16 protein-coding genes are annotated in these 17,589 nt (G+C 40.9%); 12 read left to right on the top strand and 4 right to left on the bottom strand.

Features of this window, described 5'->3' with window-relative positions; all coding sequences use genetic code 11:
* Positions 1-3: 3 nt before the first annotated feature.
* Entirely contained in the window at positions 4-471 is a 468-nt protein-coding gene (gene nrdI / locus CES82_RS06820; RefSeq protein ID WP_098824762.1) for a class Ib ribonucleoside-diphosphate reductase assembly flavoprotein NrdI, read from the bottom strand.
* Positions 472-659: 188 nt separating this feature from the next.
* Here nrdI and CES82_RS06815 point away from each other — a divergent pair, with 188 nt between their 5' ends.
* On the top strand, positions 660-1,238 hold the full coding sequence (locus CES82_RS06815) for a TetR/AcrR family transcriptional regulator (RefSeq protein ID WP_098824760.1): 579 nt from the start codon (positions 660-662) through the stop codon (positions 1,236-1,238).
* 51 nt (positions 1,239-1,289) lie between these two features.
* Here the strand turns inward: CES82_RS06815 and CES82_RS06810 are convergent, their stop codons facing one another.
* Both CES82_RS06810 and CES82_RS06805 read right to left on the bottom strand, forming a co-directional pair.
* Positions 1,290-2,681, bottom strand: a complete 1,392-nt coding sequence (locus tag CES82_RS06810) for a hemolysin family protein (protein WP_180245689.1) — start codon at positions 2,679-2,681, stop codon at positions 1,290-1,292.
* Between the two features lie 127 nt (positions 2,682-2,808).
* Complete coding sequence (locus CES82_RS06805) at positions 2,809-4,710, bottom strand: flavocytochrome c (protein ID WP_098824757.1); 1,902 nt, start codon at positions 4,708-4,710, stop codon at positions 2,809-2,811.
* Positions 4,711-4,952: 242 nt separating this feature from the next.
* On the opposite strand from CES82_RS06805, the gene CES82_RS06800 reads away from it, so the two are divergent.
* The 8 genes from CES82_RS06800 (at position 4,953) to CES82_RS06765 (ending at position 12,499) form a co-directional block, all read left to right on the top strand.
* On the top strand, positions 4,953-5,336 hold the full coding sequence (locus CES82_RS06800) for a hypothetical protein (protein WP_098824755.1): 384 nt from the start codon (positions 4,953-4,955) through the stop codon (positions 5,334-5,336).
* A gap of 721 nt (positions 5,337-6,057) precedes the next feature.
* Positions 6,058-6,798, top strand: a complete 741-nt coding sequence (locus CES82_RS06795) for a DUF4430 domain-containing protein (protein WP_143466295.1) — start codon at positions 6,058-6,060, stop codon at positions 6,796-6,798.
* A gap of 24 nt (positions 6,799-6,822) precedes the next feature.
* Positions 6,823-7,770 carry a prenyltransferase/squalene oxidase repeat-containing protein gene (locus CES82_RS06790; RefSeq protein WP_098824751.1) on the top strand — a complete coding sequence of 316 codons (948 nt, stop codon included), beginning with the start codon at positions 6,823-6,825 and terminating at the stop codon, positions 7,768-7,770.
* Between the two features lie 21 nt (positions 7,771-7,791).
* A complete protein-coding gene (locus CES82_RS06785; protein ID WP_098824749.1) occupies positions 7,792-8,568 on the top strand; it encodes a DUF4430 domain-containing protein in 777 nt (258 codons plus the stop codon).
* Positions 8,529-9,455, top strand: coding sequence for an energy-coupling factor transporter transmembrane component T (locus CES82_RS06780; protein WP_098824834.1), 927 nt, complete (start codon positions 8,529-8,531; stop codon positions 9,453-9,455). The genes CES82_RS06785 and CES82_RS06780 overlap by 40 nt, the downstream gene beginning before the upstream one ends.
* Positions 9,431-11,089 carry an ABC transporter ATP-binding protein gene (locus tag CES82_RS06775; RefSeq protein ID WP_180245688.1) on the top strand — a complete coding sequence of 553 codons (1,659 nt, stop codon included), beginning with the start codon at positions 9,431-9,433 and terminating at the stop codon, positions 11,087-11,089. The genes CES82_RS06780 and CES82_RS06775 overlap by 25 nt, the downstream gene beginning before the upstream one ends.
* On the top strand, positions 11,086-11,820 hold the full coding sequence (locus tag CES82_RS06770; RefSeq protein WP_225364859.1) for an ECF transporter S component: 735 nt from the start codon (positions 11,086-11,088) through the stop codon (positions 11,818-11,820). Before CES82_RS06775 ends, CES82_RS06770 begins: the two co-directional genes overlap by 4 nt.
* A gap of 100 nt (positions 11,821-11,920) precedes the next feature.
* On the top strand, positions 11,921-12,499 hold the full coding sequence (locus tag CES82_RS06765) for a histidine phosphatase family protein (RefSeq protein ID WP_098824745.1): 579 nt from the start codon (positions 11,921-11,923) through the stop codon (positions 12,497-12,499).
* A gap of 243 nt (positions 12,500-12,742) precedes the next feature.
* On the opposite strand, the gene CES82_RS06760 is transcribed toward CES82_RS06765, so the two are convergent.
* Complete coding sequence (locus tag CES82_RS06760) at positions 12,743-13,798, bottom strand: prenyltransferase/squalene oxidase repeat-containing protein (RefSeq protein WP_098824743.1); 1,056 nt, start codon at positions 13,796-13,798, stop codon at positions 12,743-12,745.
* A 404-nt stretch (positions 13,799-14,202) separates the two neighbouring features.
* Here CES82_RS06760 and CES82_RS06755 point away from each other — a divergent pair, with 404 nt between their 5' ends.
* From CES82_RS06755 to fucP, 3 genes are all read left to right on the top strand, one after another.
* Complete coding sequence (locus CES82_RS06755; protein ID WP_098824741.1) at positions 14,203-15,372, top strand: iron-containing alcohol dehydrogenase; 1,170 nt, start codon at positions 14,203-14,205, stop codon at positions 15,370-15,372.
* Positions 15,373-15,659: 287 nt separating this feature from the next.
* On the top strand, positions 15,660-16,055 hold the full coding sequence (gene rbsD / locus CES82_RS06750; RefSeq protein WP_098824739.1) for a D-ribose pyranase: 396 nt from the start codon (positions 15,660-15,662) through the stop codon (positions 16,053-16,055).
* Positions 16,056-16,111: 56 nt separating this feature from the next.
* A complete protein-coding gene (fucP, locus tag CES82_RS06745; protein WP_098824738.1) occupies positions 16,112-17,482 on the top strand; it encodes an L-fucose:H+ symporter permease in 1,371 nt (456 codons plus the stop codon).
* The last annotated feature ends 107 nt before the right edge of the window (positions 17,483-17,589 follow it).

Raw genomic sequence — 17,589 nt, 5'->3', positions numbered from 1 at the left:
TCCTTATAAGTTCAAAAATTGAAGTCGTTCAACTAGTTTTTTGTACACCCGTGCTTCATCAGCAGGGACCCCGCGTAGTTCGTAGTCATCGATAAATGGGGCGTCAAATTTTTCACAGTATCGACGCGCAGTGAGACAATATTGTTCGTTGAAATTTTTATTGCCACTGCCAACAACGCCAATTAACTGTTTGGCATTATCATGGTAATCAATGTACTCTCCCATAACATTTGTCATCAGTTCTTTAACACCATTATCGATACCGTTACCACCATCCAAATAAGTTGGCACAAAACAGAAGAAGGGCTTTGTTTCGTCAGCAAAATCAGTCTGTTCCGAAATTTCGGTTGCTTCAATTTCTGGCAAGCCCTTATTTTTAACGTGTTGCGCGAATGCATAATGGGTCAAATTTTCAACGAAATTACGCGTATTACCCGCAATTGAAATAAATAAAATTCGTATGGAATCCATGGTGTTTTTCCTCCAATTTATCGATATAATGGTAGATGTTGTGTTAATCGTACAGATGATACATACTGGTAGTATTATCAGTTAATTTTAGCCATATATAGGGTTGAAAGCAAGCAGCAGAAGTTTTGTGATTTGAGTGCTTGTGATATATCATAGCGGAGATAGTTAATGATTATAGAGGTGAGAGAATGGCAGAGAAACAGGATTTAAGAGTTCGGCGGACAAACGAACAAATTACACGAGCTTTCTTTGGTTTGCTCAAAGAAAAGGGATTTAAGACCATGACAGTGCAGGATATCAGTAAACGGGCACGCATCGGCCGGTCAACTTTTTATAGTCATTATTACGACAAGTATGATTTGCTAGAGAAACTGGTAGCAGAATACACGGAAGTTTTCCGGAAAATTGTGGATCAGCGGTTTAGTATACATACACCAGAAATTGGCTCCAATACCGTTAAAGTATTGATCCTTGCGCTGACTCAATACCGCGAGATTCTGTTGCAGCTATTTGATATTCACACTGAAACAGCAGATCTGGAACGTAATTTCAAACGGATTTTACGAACAACAGCCTATCAGTATTTCCAGCATGTGGACTTACCAAGTGAAATTGATTTGCCACTAGATTATTTGAGCGATCTTTACGCTAGTAACGTGATGTTATTTTTACTTTGGCAGTTACGCCACGGTAAAAACGATTCCGTTATTCAGTTTGGCGACCGATTACAAGAATTCGTACTGAATCCAACCCAGGGCATTCAATAAAAAAATAGCCTGATTATCACTTGAAGTGGTAATCGGGCTATTTTTGTATAGCTATTCATCGTTATCGGTATTATTTTCATCATCGGCATCATCTGCCGGAGCAGGTTCATTAACCGTTACTTCAAACCAATTAATAAACGAGTTTTCATAATCAACGACCTTAAAGTCGAAGTTATCAATGTGGAGGACCGTTCCTTGTTTAATATCAGGATGATTATCCAAGATTGACCCGGCAAGCGTCACCACATCATTGGTTTCAAACTCTTTAATATCAACGTCAAAGTAACGTTCGAAATCGTAAGTGGTCATCTTACCGCTAACTTGGTAGGTGCCATTTGGCTGTTTAAAGATATCCTCATTTGAAGAATCATCAATTTCATCATGGACGGTGCCGAACAATTCTTCGTAGATATCTTTATCGGTAATGATACCGGAAGTCCCACCATATTCGTCAACTACCACCACGATAGGGGTCTGTTTATGGATCATTTGCTGTAAGACCTGCGTGATTGGCGTTGATTCTGGGGTGGTAGAAATATGCCGCAGCAAACGGTCAATGTGAATCGTTGGGTCAACTTGCTGCTGACGAATCAAATCATAGTTGTAAACATAGCCTAAGATCTTATCTTTATCGCCATCTGCCACAACTGGTAAGCGAGAGAACCGTTCTTGCAGATACATATTGATGGCTTCTTTAACATTTGCTGTAATATCGATCACGACCAAAGCAGTTCGGTCGATCATAATATCTTTAGCCACTTTATCGTTCAGCTCAAAAGCACGCTGCATGTAAACGTAGTCGTTTTTCTCCAATTCACCACCAGCAACGGCGTTTCGTGACAGGCTGAGAATTTCAGCTTGTGAAAAGACCTCTTCACTTTCGTTGGCAACGGGGAAGCCTAATACTTTGACGACGCCATTGGCAGAATGGTTGAGTAACCAGACAAAGGGATAGAACAGAATATGACAGTAATGCAGTGGCGTTGTCACGTAGCGCAGTACCTTTAATGGCATGTCGATAGAAATGTTTTTGGGCACGATTTCTGTGAAAACCACTTCTAGATAAGTCAGCAGGAGAACGCCGAACACGGCACCGATCGCATGAGCAGTAGCGCCGCCCGGATTGGTGTGTGTGATGTTGAGTAAATCAAGCAAAATTGCCGAGATCGTTGATTCACCTAACCAGCCTAAGATAATCCCTGCGACTGAAACACCCACTTGAGTGGTTGAAAGATACTCGTTCAGGTTAGTCACCATTTTTAACGAACGGGTTAATCTCTTTTTGGATCCTTCTCCATTGTCCAAGGCCTCTTCTATGGCACTTGGCCGAGATTGTACTAAAGCAAATTCGCAAGCAACAAAAAAGGCCGCGATGAAGAAAGTGATTAATATGACAATCAAATTGATAATTATCTGACCACTATCCAAGAATTCATTCCTCATTTCATAATAAAATCAACATTTAGAGTTTACTCTCCATTATAACGCTTGTCGGTCCCTTTTTTAACTGTTGTAGGGAAATTAAAGGGATTCAACGCTATTAAGCGTCGTGAGAAACCCCAATGCTGATCTAGTGAATGGAAGCGGATGTGACCGTATCGACAATTTCGTTGACGGCTGATTTAGCGGCAATGGGACCGAAAGTAAAGATGTCAGCTAATGAGTTACCGCCAAGTCGATTACCAGCGTGAAGACCACCAGCAACTTCGCCAGCTGCATAAAGACCATTGATACGATTACCATCTTTATCAAGAACGTGAGCACCGTCATCAATGGTTAAGCCACCCATGGTGTGATGAATGGCTGGTTTCCGTGGTGTCGCATAGAAGGGGGCTTTTTCGACTTTCAAATCAAAGACGCTTTTACCAAAGTCAGGATCGCTGCCTTTGTCAACGTAGGAATTGTACGTGGCAACGGTGTTTTCCAATGTCTTTGGATCCACGTTGATTTGAGTGGCTAAATCAGCTAATGTGTCCGCTTTGAATAGCCGGCCATCCTTAACTTGCTGTTCCAACTGTTCATCACTAGTATTGTAAGCCGTTTTTTTGATTTCATTGTCAGCAATCAGGTAGAAGAGACCACCATTATCGAAAGCTGCCTTAGCTAAGACATCACGTTCGGCATATTCGTTGACGAATCGCTTACCCTGCTGATTAACCATCAAGAAGTTCGCAGGTGGGCACTGAATACCTGAGAAAATTTCACCGGTTTTTGGATCTGAAACGGGCATCATTTGAATGAAGCCCATACCAGTGACGCCTGCGTGAGCCTGTTGTCCTAGCTTGATACCATCACCAGTAATTGTCGGAGCATTAGTGGTAGCAATGTCGTCATCAATATTGCTCCAAGCAGTGTTATATTTTTGAACTAGAGCGGTATTGGCACCGAAGCCGCCCGAAGCTAAAATAACTGCTTTTGCCTGAACGGTAAAGGCGTGATCATCGGGCTTTTCGACTAGCACACCATCGATGTGACCCTTGGCATACAGTAATCGTGAGACTGGGCTATCGGTCAGAATAATGCCACCATTGTGTTTGACGTAAGTGCTAAGCGCTGAAATATAAGCATACCCGGCAGTTTCCACTGGTTTGTGGCCACGACGCCAAAGCGCGCCAACAGGCATAGCAACTTCAGAAGTATCGAATTTGACACCAATTTTGGCCAGCCATTTCTGGGAAGCAAGTGCGTTATCAGTCAGTGTTTTGACGAGTTTATAGTCACCGTGAATACTGTTGCCGTTCAAATCGGTACGTTTACCGCCTAAATAAGTTTGAATACGATGGAGTTCAGCTGAATCAAAGAGGTAGGGCTTTTTGTCCTTGATGTCAGCAAAGTAAGCTTTGATTTGTGACTGCAAGGTTTTAAAATCGTCCTGGTATTCAGAATCAATGTCGTCAACACTCATATCAAGCAAGTTTTGCAGCGTTTCGCGTTCGCCTGGTAGAGCATCAAAGGTATTTTGCCAATCAGGGTCAGCAGCGTTCATGGGACCACCTGCACGAACTGTATTACCACCTAATGAGGGTGCTTTTTCTAGCACGACCACTTTGCGACCCTGATCCAAAACGGTTGCAGCCGCCGCGAGACCAGCACCGCCACCGCCAATGATGACAACATCAGTTTGAAGATCGCTATTTTCTGTCACCTTTGGAGTGTACTTATCGCGGGACTGCCATTCTTGAGCATTGCCGCCCGCTTCTTTGACAGCTTCAGCAACCCCGTTCAAAATGCCACGGCTAGTTTCAGAAGCACCGGTAACAGCGTCCACGTTTAGTGTTTGACCGTCGACGATAGCGTCAGGAATGCGGTCATAGACCACGTCACTGATACCAGCTGTTTCAGTTTTTTGACCAATCTCAATTGATTCAATGCGGTTTTCTGAAAAAGTGACGTCCATTGGGAACGTCCCGTTATGACCTTGAGCCGAAACGGTATACTTACCTGGTTTAAATGTTTGCTTATCGTCTGCCATGTGATAACTTCCTTTTCAAAATTCATTTTTAAAATAAATGTTAGCGGATACATTATTAATTCTACCATGAATCAGCAAGGTATGGTGGGTAGGGGTTTAGGACTAAGCGGTGATGAGTAATAAGCGTTGTAATTAACCACTATAGGCCCCGTCACGTCGGTACTCAAGCAGTATATTTGCCCATTCTGATGGGAATAGTGCTAAAATAAAATTGCAACATAAATCAAAAGGAGATCTTAGTTATGGCAACAAAAAGTGCAGATAAGGATAAGAAAGCTGAAACAACCAAGCCGGCTTTTGAATATACTGATGAAATGATTCAAAAGGCTGCCGACCTGATTGCCAAACAAGGTTATGTCACCCGTAAGGATATTCCAGAAATGAAGGATTTGGACTGGGCTTACGGTTTGGGAGAAGCTGTCGACAAGTATTTTAACAGTAAAAATGCTGGTCGTTACATTTACCATGAAGATTTTGATTTTGCTGGTGGCGATATTGCTGACATCATCTTCGATATGGATCAAATTAAGACTCGTAATGATGCACTTCAAAAGTTAGGCGAAGTGTTAGGCGATAAGATTATTAACGGTCATTTGGACGAAATCGAACATAACATTACTAATTAGACGGATATTTATATATCTAAGACAAAGGGTATCAAGACTGAAATCTTGATACCCTTTTATTATTTTTACTTATACACAATCTGAAAACAATAAAATATAAATATAATGATATAATTTATGATATACTTGTTCATTTTTGTTGTAAGATTGTAATCTCTTTTTAAGGATTGATAATGATATTAAATTTCATAATCCAAATTGTTACTTAAATATTTCCAAAATTCATTAAATCAAAAAGCACTAAAAAGCTATTATACAAGGGAATGATTGGATGGCAAGCTGCCTGATTAAAAAGAGAATTTAATGATTGGAAACCTCATATTGGTTTTACAATAAATGAGAAAGCTATAGAGGAATAGTGCAAAATTATGCTATTAAGACTAAAGAGGACAATTTATCGTGAATTAATTGTTCTTTCTTGATGATTGTGTGCTTAAAATTGCTAATCATTCTTTTATCGAGAAAAGCCAGGTGATTGTAGGATAGAATAATTAGAAGGTAATATATGCACTTATTCCATTACTTTATAAATGAAAACGCTAACTTAAAATTCTAACAACTAAAAGTTACTGTTTTTGTAGGGGGGATTTGTTGAGATTTAGGAAGGTTACTACTGGGAGAATCTGATTCAGACGTTGGTTTATGGGTGAAGTAAGCCTGTACCTAGTACCTAAGACGTCTGTCATAACGATTGAATAGCGAGTGTAATAGGAGGATTATCGTGTCTAAACGAAAAATAACAATGATCGTATTGAGTTTATTGGTTATCATTGGCTTGGGATTTGCTGGCTATTCAGCAATGAACAAGGGTAATAAGTCGGCCAATAATACGTATAGCAGCGATAAAACATCGGCTAGCAGCACATCAAAAGCGCCTGCTAAGAGTGCCAGTGCGGCTAGTTCTACGTCAGCGGCTTCTAAGCCAGAAAAAAAAGCTACTGGCAAATCGAAAAGTGAAACTGCAGCTTTAAAGAACGAAAGCCAGGAAAAGAATAAGTCCAAGGCAAAAATTGCAACCATTAAGAAGAACCATCACAGTTCTGCTTCTGCTTCGAAAGTGGTAGCAACTGCCAAAGCACCAGCTCATAAAAGTGCAAGTGCAAGTACCTGTTCGTTGACGGTACGAGGTCCCATTAGTAAAGGTAATAAAGTCATGCTTCGGGGCAGTCGAGTTGAGATTACCAGGGGCGAGACGGTTGCTTCGGTATTGAAAAAAGTCGCTAAGGAAAAACACGTTTCGTTAGCTTATCAAGGAGGCGGCGGTAGCACATATATTCGCGGAATTGGCGGCCTGTTTGAATTTGATCACGGTTCTGGTAGCGGCTGGTTATACTCAGTGAACAATAAATTCCCTGGTTATGCGGCTGGGAAGAAAAAGGTTAAAAGCGGTGACAACATTCAGTGGCTTTATACGGAGAATTTAGGTAAGGACCGTCATTCCCCAGTAGCAAGTCAACATTAATTAACGAAAGGATTTGTGACTAATATGAAAAAGATGAAAGCACTATTGTTGATGCTTGGGACTGTTGGTCTAGCTGCCGGTTTTATGGCGGGGACTGCTCACGCATCTACCCCGTATTATACGAAATCAATTAATTCCAGTGTCAGCTATATTAAAGGACACACGAAAAAAAGTGAACTTAACTGCTGGGATGCGCTGGCTGTGAAACGTTCACCATACGGCATGAGTTCGGCAGCTAAAAAAGTATTCGTAAAAAGCTTGTCAGGACAATTTAGTGATCTAGATGGTCATTATGCGGCAGTTGATTACGAACGTACGCTGATTGGTGCGGTATCAATCGGGTATAATCCAACCAAATATCGTGGCAAAAACTTAGTGAACGGTATTATTAAAACAGCACCTAAGTCAAACGCGGGCGTGCTGGCAAAAGTCTTCGGTATCATTGCGCTCAGTACAAAAAACTATGGCAGTAAAAGTAATGCAACCGTCAAAACCCTAGTTTCTCAAGTCGTTAAAGCCCAAGATTCAAAGGGTGGCTGGGAAATTAGTGGTCACACCAGCGATGTTGACGTTACCGGTATGGCATTGATGGCATTAGGAATGCATAAGAACTATAGCGGTGTTAACACAGCTATTTCAAAGGCGGTTAAGTTACTGGAAACTAAGGCATTTTCCAAAAAGACGGGTGACTTTGTGATTGCTGGTTCATTTTCTAAGAAGGCTAATTCAAACTCTGACGCCTTGGCAATCGCGGGTCTTTCTGCAGTGGGTGTCAACCCAGAAAAGCTGAAGACAAAGAGCGGCGTCACACCAATCAAGCGTTTAATTAAATATCAAAAGTCGTCTGGTCAATTCAGATGGTGGATGGGAAGTAACTCGGGTTCGCTGCAGATGGCAACGCAACAGTCTGCTTATGCGCTAGAACAGTACAGTTACTTCAAAGCCAACAAGGGCTCCATTTTTAAATTCTAATCTGTCTAAGGAGAAGTCATCATGAAAGCTAGCAAAGTGATTAAATTTGCCGTAGTGGGTATGCTGACAGTCTTTGGTTTTGTTGGGGCTGCTACAGTTATCTCAAATCATGCTGAGATTGCTCACGCAAAGACGACCAAGGTGGTCAAGGTATCCTACAGTAAGATTTCAAAAAAAGCGTATCACGTTACCAATGGTAGTTTCTATTCTACAAGTCATCTAACGAAGGTGAACCACTATGGAAAGAACTATAAGCACACCACCTTTTATTCGTATAAAAAAGCAACTATCAAGAAAAGTAACCACAAGAGCTATTCCTATGTTTACGTTAAATCTTCAGATAAAAAAGTGAGTGGCTGGATTTGGCATAGTTACCTTAAATCTGGTAAAGCACCAGCTGTTAAGAAATCATCTTCAACAAGTTCTAAGAGTGGAAATACCAATACGGGTGTCACGAAACCGGTAACCGTAAAAATTTATGGCCCGATTAGCACAGGCAATAAAGTGATTGCTTCCGGCAACATTTCGTATAAAAAAGGCGCAACAGTCTTTAGTGTTTTGCAGACACTGTCAAAGCAAAAAGGCTTTAAGATCGGTTACTCTGGTAGTGGCAGTTCAGCATACATTACGATGATTAATGGTAAATATGCTGGTTCTGGTGGAGCTGGTGGTGGCTGGCTTTACAGTGTTAACGGCACTTATTCCAGTTACAGTGCTGGTGCTTATAAAGTTAAGAGTGGAGATGTCGTTCAATGGGTATGGACACAAGGCAGCGGCGACCGCGGGTGGAACGGGTAAGTCGTTCTACACTTGTTTTTGAGCAGCTTAATCCGTGGGTGATGTTTACCTACTATGTCGTGACGATTGCATGTTCAATGGTTTTCTTGCATCCAATCTTCTTATTGGTTGAATTGCTTTTAGTCATTTGTGTGGATTTTGTCGCACATACGGGTAAACAAATGCTAATGGTTCTGGAAGGCAGTCTGTTCATGACTGCCTTTATCATGATTTTGAATCCTTTGGTCAATAATCGAGGAACCCATGTTATTTGGACGTTTGGCGGGACCATCATTACCGCTGAATCGATTTTTTATGGGTTTATGATGGCATTATCTTTGATCATTGTGCTGTTAACTTTTCTCTCTTATAACAAGGTGTTGACCAGTCAAAAGTTCATGTATTTATTTTCAAGAATATCGCCTAAGCTAACGTTGCTAACCATGATAACGTTACGGTTTGTGCCCCTGTTCATTTCACGGTTAAAAAATATTTCGCAAGCACAAAAAATTCGTGGGATTGCAGTTACGAAAGGAAATAGCCGCCAAAGAGGGCTTGGCGTGGTCAAAATGATGCAGGTTTTGCTGATTCAGTCTTTTACGGATGCACTTCAAACAGCTGATTCCATGAGCGCTCGAGGCTATGGCAGCGGCAAACGGTCTAGCTATCAGCGCTATCGTTTTTCAACCCGTGATTTTGTGTCACTGGCTTGGTATTTGCCATTAACTGGGCTTTGCTTCTATGCAGCTAGTCGTGGTATTGGTCGAATGACGGTTTATCCGAGTTTGGGAACAATCGCATTGACGCCCACTGGTTGGCTGGTACTACTTGGTGTGGTGTTGCTGTTCAGTTTTCCATTAATTCTAGAAGCATGGGAGTGGCTATGGTGGAACTTATTAAGGTCGTAGATTTTAATTTTGAATATTCACTGGCAAAGCACAAAAGTCTGTCAGATATTAATCTTAACGTTAATTCTGGCGATTTTATCACGATTGCCGGAGATTCTGGTAGTGGTAAAACAACCTTGCTACGGCAGATGAAACCAGAACTGTGGCCGGTGGGAAAACGGACAGGTGAGATTTATTTTGAGGGTCAACCAATCTCAAAGCTACCCAAACGGGAAAGCGCGCAAAGTATTGGCATGGTTTTTCAAAACCCTGACGATCAATTAGTGATGGATAACGTGATTCAAGAATTAGCGTTCTCGTTGGAAAATATCAATGTTCCAACTGATGTGATTCAACAGCGGATTGCTGAACTAGTTAGTTTTTTAGGTCTTCAAGATATTTTGTATGAAAACGTACAGAATCTATCTGGTGGGCAAAAGCAGCTAGTTAACTTAGCGGCCGTCTTGATTTTACGGCCCAAGTTACTGATTTTAGATGAACCAACGGCACAGTTGGACCCGATTGCCACCAAAGAATTCATTTCGTTGCTGAGTCGAGTTCATGATGAACTTGGAATCGCCATTGTGATGAGCGAACATATCTTAGATGATGTATTGCCACTCTCCAATAAGCTCTGGATTCTGGAACATGGAGAACTGAAAGCTGAGGGGTCAGTAGCCGAAGTCTTGAAAAGCATCTCGAAAGATTCTCATCTGAAGAGTTTCATTCCAGACGTGCCCTATCTTTTCTTACAGGAAGACTTACCGAATAAATTGCAGTTGACTGATCTACCGCTAACGGTGGCTCAAGGTCGCGAAGTATTGCAGGCTAATCATGTTAAGTTGAATGGCAATCTTCAGGTCAGAGCTGATGAGTCTCAACAGCCAGTTGTTGCAAAACTATCTCACCTTGCATTTGAGTATGATAAAAACGGTAATTATATCTTAAATGATTTGAATTTGACCGTTCATAAGCAAGACTGGCTTGCCATTATTGGTAAGAATGGGACTGGGAAAACGACCTTATTAAAGTCCATTATGGGCTTGCTGTCATTACGACGCGGACGGGTTCAGTTACTGGGTAAAAAATTGAGCTATTGGCTTAAAAATACAGATCGGTTTTACAAGGAAGTTTCCTATCTTTCTCAAAACCCAAGCGACTATTTTAGCTATGACACGGTACGTGAAGAATTTGTTGAGCGTGCAAAGCAGCTAAAAATGGATAATCCAGAGTCGGCGGCTGAATCAATGCTCAAGAAACTGACAATCGAAAACATTGCCGACCGCAATCCGTATGATGCCAGTGGTGGTGAACAACAGTTGATTGCTCTTGGAATATTGCTTTTTTCCAACCCAAAGTTGCTGTTTATGGATGAACCAACGAAGGGGCTGGATCCCATTCGGCGCCAAGAATTAGGTAATATTTTAGAGAAACTGCAAGTAGAACAGGAACTGACCGTTGTAATGGTGAGCCATGATATGAATTTTAGCGCTCAGTTCGCCACTCAGTGCGCGTTGCTGTTTGATGGCAAACTTGTTGCTCAAGCGGAGCCGCATCAATTCTTTGCGGATAACTTTTTCTACACGACCACGGTTAACCGAATGTTGCGCTATCAGCTGCCTAAAGTGATTCAACGAGGGGAGGTCACGCCTTGAATAATTTTGTTGATAAAATTAAGCACCGTAGTGGGTACTTTGTTTCAATCGCAATCTTTATTGTTGCTCTAGTATGGATCACTTTTTTTAACGGTGATCAGCACTACCTTTTGCTAAGTCTAATCTGCCTGGTGGCTAGTATGCTGCCATTTTATTGGCACTTCGAAACTCGGAACTCGGAGGCCAGAGAAATTGTCTTTTTAGCGGTTTTGGCGACGATTGCAGCTTTAGGGAGAGTTGCCATGGCTGCGATACCTGGCGTGAAACCCACCAGTTTCGTGGTGGTCATGACGGGGCTGACTTTGGGACCTGAGGCTGGCTTTATCGTGGGTTCAACGTCAGCTTTGGTCTCTAACCTATTTTTGGGTCAAGGCCCTTGGACACCATGGCAAATGTTTGCTTGGGGATTGATGGGAATTTCCGCTGGATTGATCCGGAATTTTAAGTGGGCGCATAACCGAAAGTTCTTAGCGGTACTTGGCGTTTTCTATGGCTTTTTATTTGGTTGGATCATGGACCTTTGGTATGCCATGGTTTATGTTCAGCCTTTAAACATCAAAACGTTCATAGCGGCTTTTGCCACCAGCTTTTACTTTGATCTAACGCATGGGATTACCACCGCTGTTTTATTGTTCTTTTTCTACAAATCGTGGTATAAAATTATTATTCGATTTAAATACAAGTACGGTTTGGCTAATGTCCAGCAGGAAATTGACCGGCAAAGTTTTTAGTTGTCGGGTCAATAATTTAAACGAATTAAAGGGCTCAATTCTACGGTGAATTGAGCCCTTTGTGAATAGGCAATCTCATATTAAGGTGGTGAAAAGGGTTATGAAACTGTATTTCATTCGGCACGGAGAAACTGATTACAACGTGCAACGGAAATTCTACGGTACGGATGATGTTTCCATTAATCAAACCGGTCAAAAACAGTGTGAGCTTGTTCATACTAAATTTAAGGGGCGAGCAATCGACAAGATTCTGGTCAGCAGTCGCATACGAACCCATCAATCAGCGGAACTGATCTTCCCTAATCGACAATATGAAGTGGCTCATTTTTTAGATGAATGGGGATTTGGCGAATGGGAAGGTTTAGATGCCGATCAAATTCAGGCCAAGTTTCCGGTTGAATGGGAACGTTGGTTAGCTGATCCCTTTGGCTATACACCGCCTGCTTCTGAACCATACGTGAAACATGAGAACCGGATTAAATCGGGCTTTCGAGCATTAGTCAATCACACACTTGATAATAGTTCGGTAGCGCTGGTGACTCATCTGGGGACGATTCGAGTGATCATGCATGATTTATTCCCTGAGAAGCCTTTTTGGGAGATTCAACTGACTCAGGGAAAATATACGTGCATCGATTATACAAATCGGCATTTTTCAGTTGATACTTGGAATAAATAATTGGATGGACAAAAAAACGACTGCGTAAGTCTATAATTGGCAAGTACTACAATTAATATGTTAATCGAAATTAGGTATCACTGTACTTTTGTTTAATCCTTCAACATAGTCTAATCATGCGCCAAAACTCAGATTCCGGCCATTTAACGTAAATAAGGCTTATTCCGACGAACTTTTCGGAATAAGCCTTATTTGCGTTAAATTCTGGAATCTACCGAGTTTTGTCACATACTCTAGATTGTTTTATTTAATTGTGTAAACTGACCGGTGCAGTTGCGGACTCTTGTATGAAGCAAGTGCTAAGTTAACTTGACCGACACCATATACGGCACTTGAAGATCCTTTGATGGTACCATCATGGTTAATGTAACCCAACATTGCAACCATTGGTGATGCGGTCTGTGCTTTTTGAGATGCCACGCTGTTCATGTATTTGTTTGTACTTGATCTTACTGAAAAGGCAATGATGGCCTCTGCAGTTGAATTAGCATTAAGATAAGTCTTTCCGAGGTAGTTGTAGCCGTAAGCACCGTTTGTTGATGCCTGTGACCTTACGAAGGCTTGTCCTTTAGACAAGCTTGTTTTAACCGTTTTAGCGGATGATTTGGCTCGGGCTAAGGCAGTGACTGCCATTGCACTAGTATCCGTATCAACGTCGGCAAGTTTGTTATCATATGCCCAACCGTTGTTGCTTTGTTGTAATTTGGCCAGACTGTTAGCTAAACTGGTTTTGCTGAATGTTGCGTTCTTTGGCCGACTGTAGTTACCTGTTGATAAGGCAATCAAAACTTGGCTAAGGGTACTGGTAGTTTGCGAACTGATCTTTGATTTGTAGAGCTGATCCACAAGATTAACGTCTTTTTTACTGCCGTATGGACGATATTTTGCTGGATTATAACCAATACTCTTTAAGCCAACAATGGCTTTAGACAGGATGGCTGGGTCAGTATTTGATTTAAGCACCAAGTTTTTGCGAATCAGTGATTTCTGTGCACTGGTAAACTTGTAACCATTAGCTTTTAAGCCCAACAGAAAGTCTGAGTATCCATCAGCCGCACCAGAAGCAGGGTAAGCTTTTTTGCTGAAAATGGCTGCTGCATTGGAATCAAAACCGTTCTTGTTTTTAGCCAGCATTTTCTTAGCATAATTGTAAGTTGTGCTAGTCTTAGACTTAATGGTTTTGCTTGAAGCCTTTTGGAAAGTTGCAGCATGTGCAACCGTGTGTTGCGAAACACCACCAAAAATGAATAAAGTTGCTAAAGATGTGGTCAAAATGGCTACTTTCGAATTGATCTTCATGTGACTACCTCCAATAATTAATACCTTAATTCTAACATTGAAAGCTGTTTCATTCTTGTTAATTTTAGAGATAAATGATAATTTTTATGCAAAATAACGATAGTGGAAATATTCCCAGTTAGAATAATCGATTTTAATTAAATCAGAGGTGTGGTGGACAGGTTCTAAAGTTTAGTATCATTTGTGAAAATAATATATTTTAGGATTGTCAAAGTCACCAATTTTAATCTGTGCAAACTTGTGAAGTTTGTCTATTAAAGACGCTAAATTACTAGTATATAGAGAATAGTGGCAATTTTTAAGATTAATCTAAGCGTAAAAACAAACGTTTACACTACATTGCATTGGTGTTATATTTAAAGTGAATTGTGTAACATATAAATTTAAAAATAGGAGTGTAGATCATGAAGGAAAACTTTGATTTCTTAATGCCAAGTGTTAACTTCTTTGGTAAAGGTGTTATCAAGAAGATTGGTGACCGTGCCAAGATGTTGAACATGAAGAAGCCTTTAGTTGTTACTGATAAGGTTTTGGAAGGCATGGAAAATGGTCCAGTTGCCCAAACATTAGCTTCTTTGGATGCAGCAGGCGTTGATTACGTTGTTTTCGACGGTGTTGAACCAAACCCTAAGATCCGTAATATCCAAGCTTCAAAGAAACTCTACTTGGACAACGACTGTGACAGTATCATCACTGTTGGTGGTGGTTCTTCTCATGATTGTGGTAAAGGAACTGGTATCATTTTAACTAACGGTGATGACATCACTAAGCTAGCTGGTATCGAAACACTTGAAAACCCATTACCACCATTGATGGCTGTTAACACTACTGCCGGGACTGCTTCAGAATTGACTCGTCACTGTGTAATTACTAACGAAGAGACTAAGCTGAAGTTCGTTGTTGTGTCATGGCGTAACGTACCATTGGTTTCCTTCAATGATCCAATGCTTGAATTAGATGTACCAAAGGGCTTAACTGCCGCAACTGGTATGGATACTTTCGTTCAAGCTATCGAACCATACGTTTCAACCAACCGTAACGAAATTACTGACGGCCAATGTGTTGAAGCTATCAAGTTAGTTGAAGAAAGTCTCCGTGAAGCTGTTTCAAACGGTCACAACCTTGAAGCTCGTACCAAGATGGTTGAAGCCGAAATGCTTGGTGGTATGGCCTTCAACAACGCTGACTTAGGTTACGTTCATGCTATGGCTCACCAATTGGGTGGTCAATACGATGCTCCTCATGGTGTTTGCTGCGCAATGCTGTTACCAATCGTTGAAAAGTACAACATCCCAGCTTGCCCAGAACGGTTTGCTGAATTAGCTAAGATCATGGGCGAAAACACCGATGGTTTATCAACTCGTGACGCTGCTGACTTGGCAATCAAAGCAATGCGTCAGATGTGTGACGATGTCAACATTCCACGTTCAATCAAGTCAATCGGTGCAAAGCCAGAAGACTTTGAATTGATGGCTGAAAATGCTTTGAAGGATGGGAACGCCTTCTCTAACCCACGTAAAGGGACTAAAGAAGATATCGTTAAGTTATTCCAAGAAGCTTACGACCAAAAGTAATTCATAAAAACCAATCAGTAGATTAATCTAAAAGGACTTGAATCCGTATCGGGGTTCAAGTCCTTTTTGTGGTCTAGATTAGTGAAAAAAACCACTAATTTATTGTCATTTAAAAAAGTTCGTTGCAATCGGTTACAATCTATGATAACCTTTTATCTTGTGTTGATAGATATTTAATTTACAGCGTTTTGTAGATAGTAAAACGATTTACGATTTTTTTGCCATTATTTTACCAGTGGACACCGTTTTAGTGATAATTCACTGGATTTGTGAAAGGATGTTTTAATTTGAAGAAGACAACAGTTATTAATTCTGAACTATCAACGGTCATTGCTGGCATGGGACACATGGACTGGCTCAGTATTGGTGATGCAGGTATGCCAGTACCAATGGGGACCAAAAAGATTGATTTAGCATTGACTAAGCAATTACCTAGTTTTATCGATGTTTTAAAGAATATTTTGAGTGAATTAGAAGTTCAAAAGATCTACTTGGCTGATGAGATTAAAACTCAAAACCCAGAGCAATTGAAAGCAATTCAAGGTCTTTTACCAGACGTTGAAGTCGCATTTATGCCTCACTCTGATTTAAAGAAGAACTTAGCTAACACTCATGCCTTTGTTCGGACCGGGGAAATGACACCATTTTCAAACATTATTTTAGAGTCAGGTGTTACTTTTTAAGCTTTTTTGTTTTTAGTAAAAGGTTTTATCAATAAGAATTTAGAGGAGTATAAAACATGGAAACCACAGAAACAACCACAAAAAAGACTCATGGCTGGACACAGCTTTCCGATGGTTATTTAAGTAAAACACCAGTATTTCAATTTATTTTAGTTTCACTGATTTTCCCACTTTGGGGAGCTGCTGCTAGTTTAAACGATATTTTGATTACTCAGTTCAAGACGGTTTTTCTACTGAACGACGCTGCGACGGCATTCGTTCAAAGTGCTTTCTACGGTGGCTATTTTTTAATCGCGATTCCAGCTTCATTAATTATTAAAAAGAACAGTTATAAATTCGCTATTATGACCGGATTGATTTTCTATATTCTTGGTTGTGCAATGTTCTTCCCGGCCTCACGGGTTGCAACTTATAGTATGTTTCTGGTCGCTATTTTTGCGATTGCGATTGGTTTGAGTTTCCTTGAAACTGCCAGTGATACTTACAGTTCAATGCTTGGACCGAAGCAATACGCCACATTACGACTGAACTTTTCACAGACTCTTGTCCCATTGGGTGATATTACGGGTATCCTGCTTGGAAAATACCTGATCTTTGGTACGGTTGGTAACCTATCTGATAAGATGGCTCACATGCACGGTGCCGCTCGGATCGCTTACGGTGAAAAGATGCTGCAATTGACGTTACGGCCATACAAGTACATCTTGATTGTTCTGATTGTGATGTTGATCATCTTCGCGTTGGTACCTATGCCACGAGCTAAAGCAACCGCTGAAGCAACAGTTGAAGGCGGTGTCGCTGAAGAAGAACGACCAGCATTAGGCGAAACCATCAAGTACCTTTGGCATAACACTGGCTTTAAAAAGGGTGTCTTCACCCAATTTATTTACGCTGGTCTTCAAACAACTGTTTGGTCATTCACCATTCGGTTAGCCTTGAACTTAAACCACAGCATTACTGATTCAGCAGCCTCAACCTTCATGATTTTTAGTTACATTGCTTGGTTCGTTGGTAAATTGGTGGCCAATACCTTCATGAGTCGTTTCTCCATCACTGGAACTTTGACCGTTTATTCGTTGCTTGGGGTGATCAGTCTTATTTTAACCTTTACGATTCCTAATATGACGGCGGTTTATGCAGCGATTATGACTAGCTTCTTCTTTGGTCCCGAATGGCCAACCATCTACACGCATACTTTGGATCAAGTTCAGGAAAAGAAGTATACAGCAACGGCTGGTGCAGTAATCGTTATGGCCTTAATTGGTGGTGCGATTATTCCGGCCATCCAAGGTGTGGTTTCAGATTTATCTGGTTCCATGCAGTTTTCATTCGTTGTACCAGCACTTTGCTTCCTTTACATCACGGTTTACTTCTTCCTTGAATACCGTTTTGAGAAAAAACATCCCGACGAAATTCAAGAACACTAGTCATCAAATAGTAATGTATATTTGACTGATTAAATGTTTAAAAAGTTTGACCTTTAGCAATTAAAAATTAAAAAGTCTTCGAACTGTGATTCTTGATATCGTTCGAA

The organism is Secundilactobacillus silagincola (assembly GCF_002583405.1).
GTDB lineage: Bacteria > Bacillota > Bacilli > Lactobacillales > Lactobacillaceae > Secundilactobacillus > Secundilactobacillus silagincola.
The sequence above is the reverse complement of the archived record's forward strand: the minus strand, read 5'-3'. Positions and strand labels throughout refer to the sequence as shown.

What these genes read in the sequence shown, in the direction of transcription:
- nrdI (WP_098824762.1), bottom strand. Translation starts at nt 471, where the DNA reads ATGGATTCCATACGAATTTTATTTATTTCAATTGCGGGTAATACGCGT.
- CES82_RS06815 (WP_098824760.1), top strand. Translation starts at nt 660, where the DNA reads ATGGCAGAGAAACAGGATTTAAGAGTTCGGCGGACAAACGAACAAATT.
- CES82_RS06810 (WP_180245689.1), bottom strand. Translation starts at nt 2,681, where the DNA reads ATGAGGAATGAATTCTTGGATAGTGGTCAGATAATTATCAATTTGATT.
- CES82_RS06805 (WP_098824757.1), bottom strand. Translation starts at nt 4,710, where the DNA reads ATGGCAGACGATAAGCAAACATTTAAACCAGGTAAGTATACCGTTTCG.
- CES82_RS06800 (WP_098824755.1), top strand. Translation starts at nt 4,953, where the DNA reads ATGGCAACAAAAAGTGCAGATAAGGATAAGAAAGCTGAAACAACCAAG.
- CES82_RS06790 (WP_098824751.1), top strand. Translation starts at nt 6,823, where the DNA reads ATGAAAAAGATGAAAGCACTATTGTTGATGCTTGGGACTGTTGGTCTA.
- CES82_RS06785 (WP_098824749.1), top strand. Translation starts at nt 7,792, where the DNA reads ATGAAAGCTAGCAAAGTGATTAAATTTGCCGTAGTGGGTATGCTGACA.
- CES82_RS06780 (WP_098824834.1), top strand. Translation starts at nt 8,529, where the DNA reads ATGGACACAAGGCAGCGGCGACCGCGGGTGGAACGGGTAAGTCGTTCT.
- CES82_RS06775 (WP_180245688.1), top strand. Translation starts at nt 9,431, where the DNA reads ATGGTGGAACTTATTAAGGTCGTAGATTTTAATTTTGAATATTCACTG.
- CES82_RS06765 (WP_098824745.1), top strand. Translation starts at nt 11,921, where the DNA reads ATGAAACTGTATTTCATTCGGCACGGAGAAACTGATTACAACGTGCAA.
- CES82_RS06760 (WP_098824743.1), bottom strand. Translation starts at nt 13,798, where the DNA reads ATGAAGATCAATTCGAAAGTAGCCATTTTGACCACATCTTTAGCAACT.
- CES82_RS06755 (WP_098824741.1), top strand. Translation starts at nt 14,203, where the DNA reads ATGAAGGAAAACTTTGATTTCTTAATGCCAAGTGTTAACTTCTTTGGT.
- fucP (WP_098824738.1), top strand. Translation starts at nt 16,112, where the DNA reads ATGGAAACCACAGAAACAACCACAAAAAAGACTCATGGCTGGACACAG.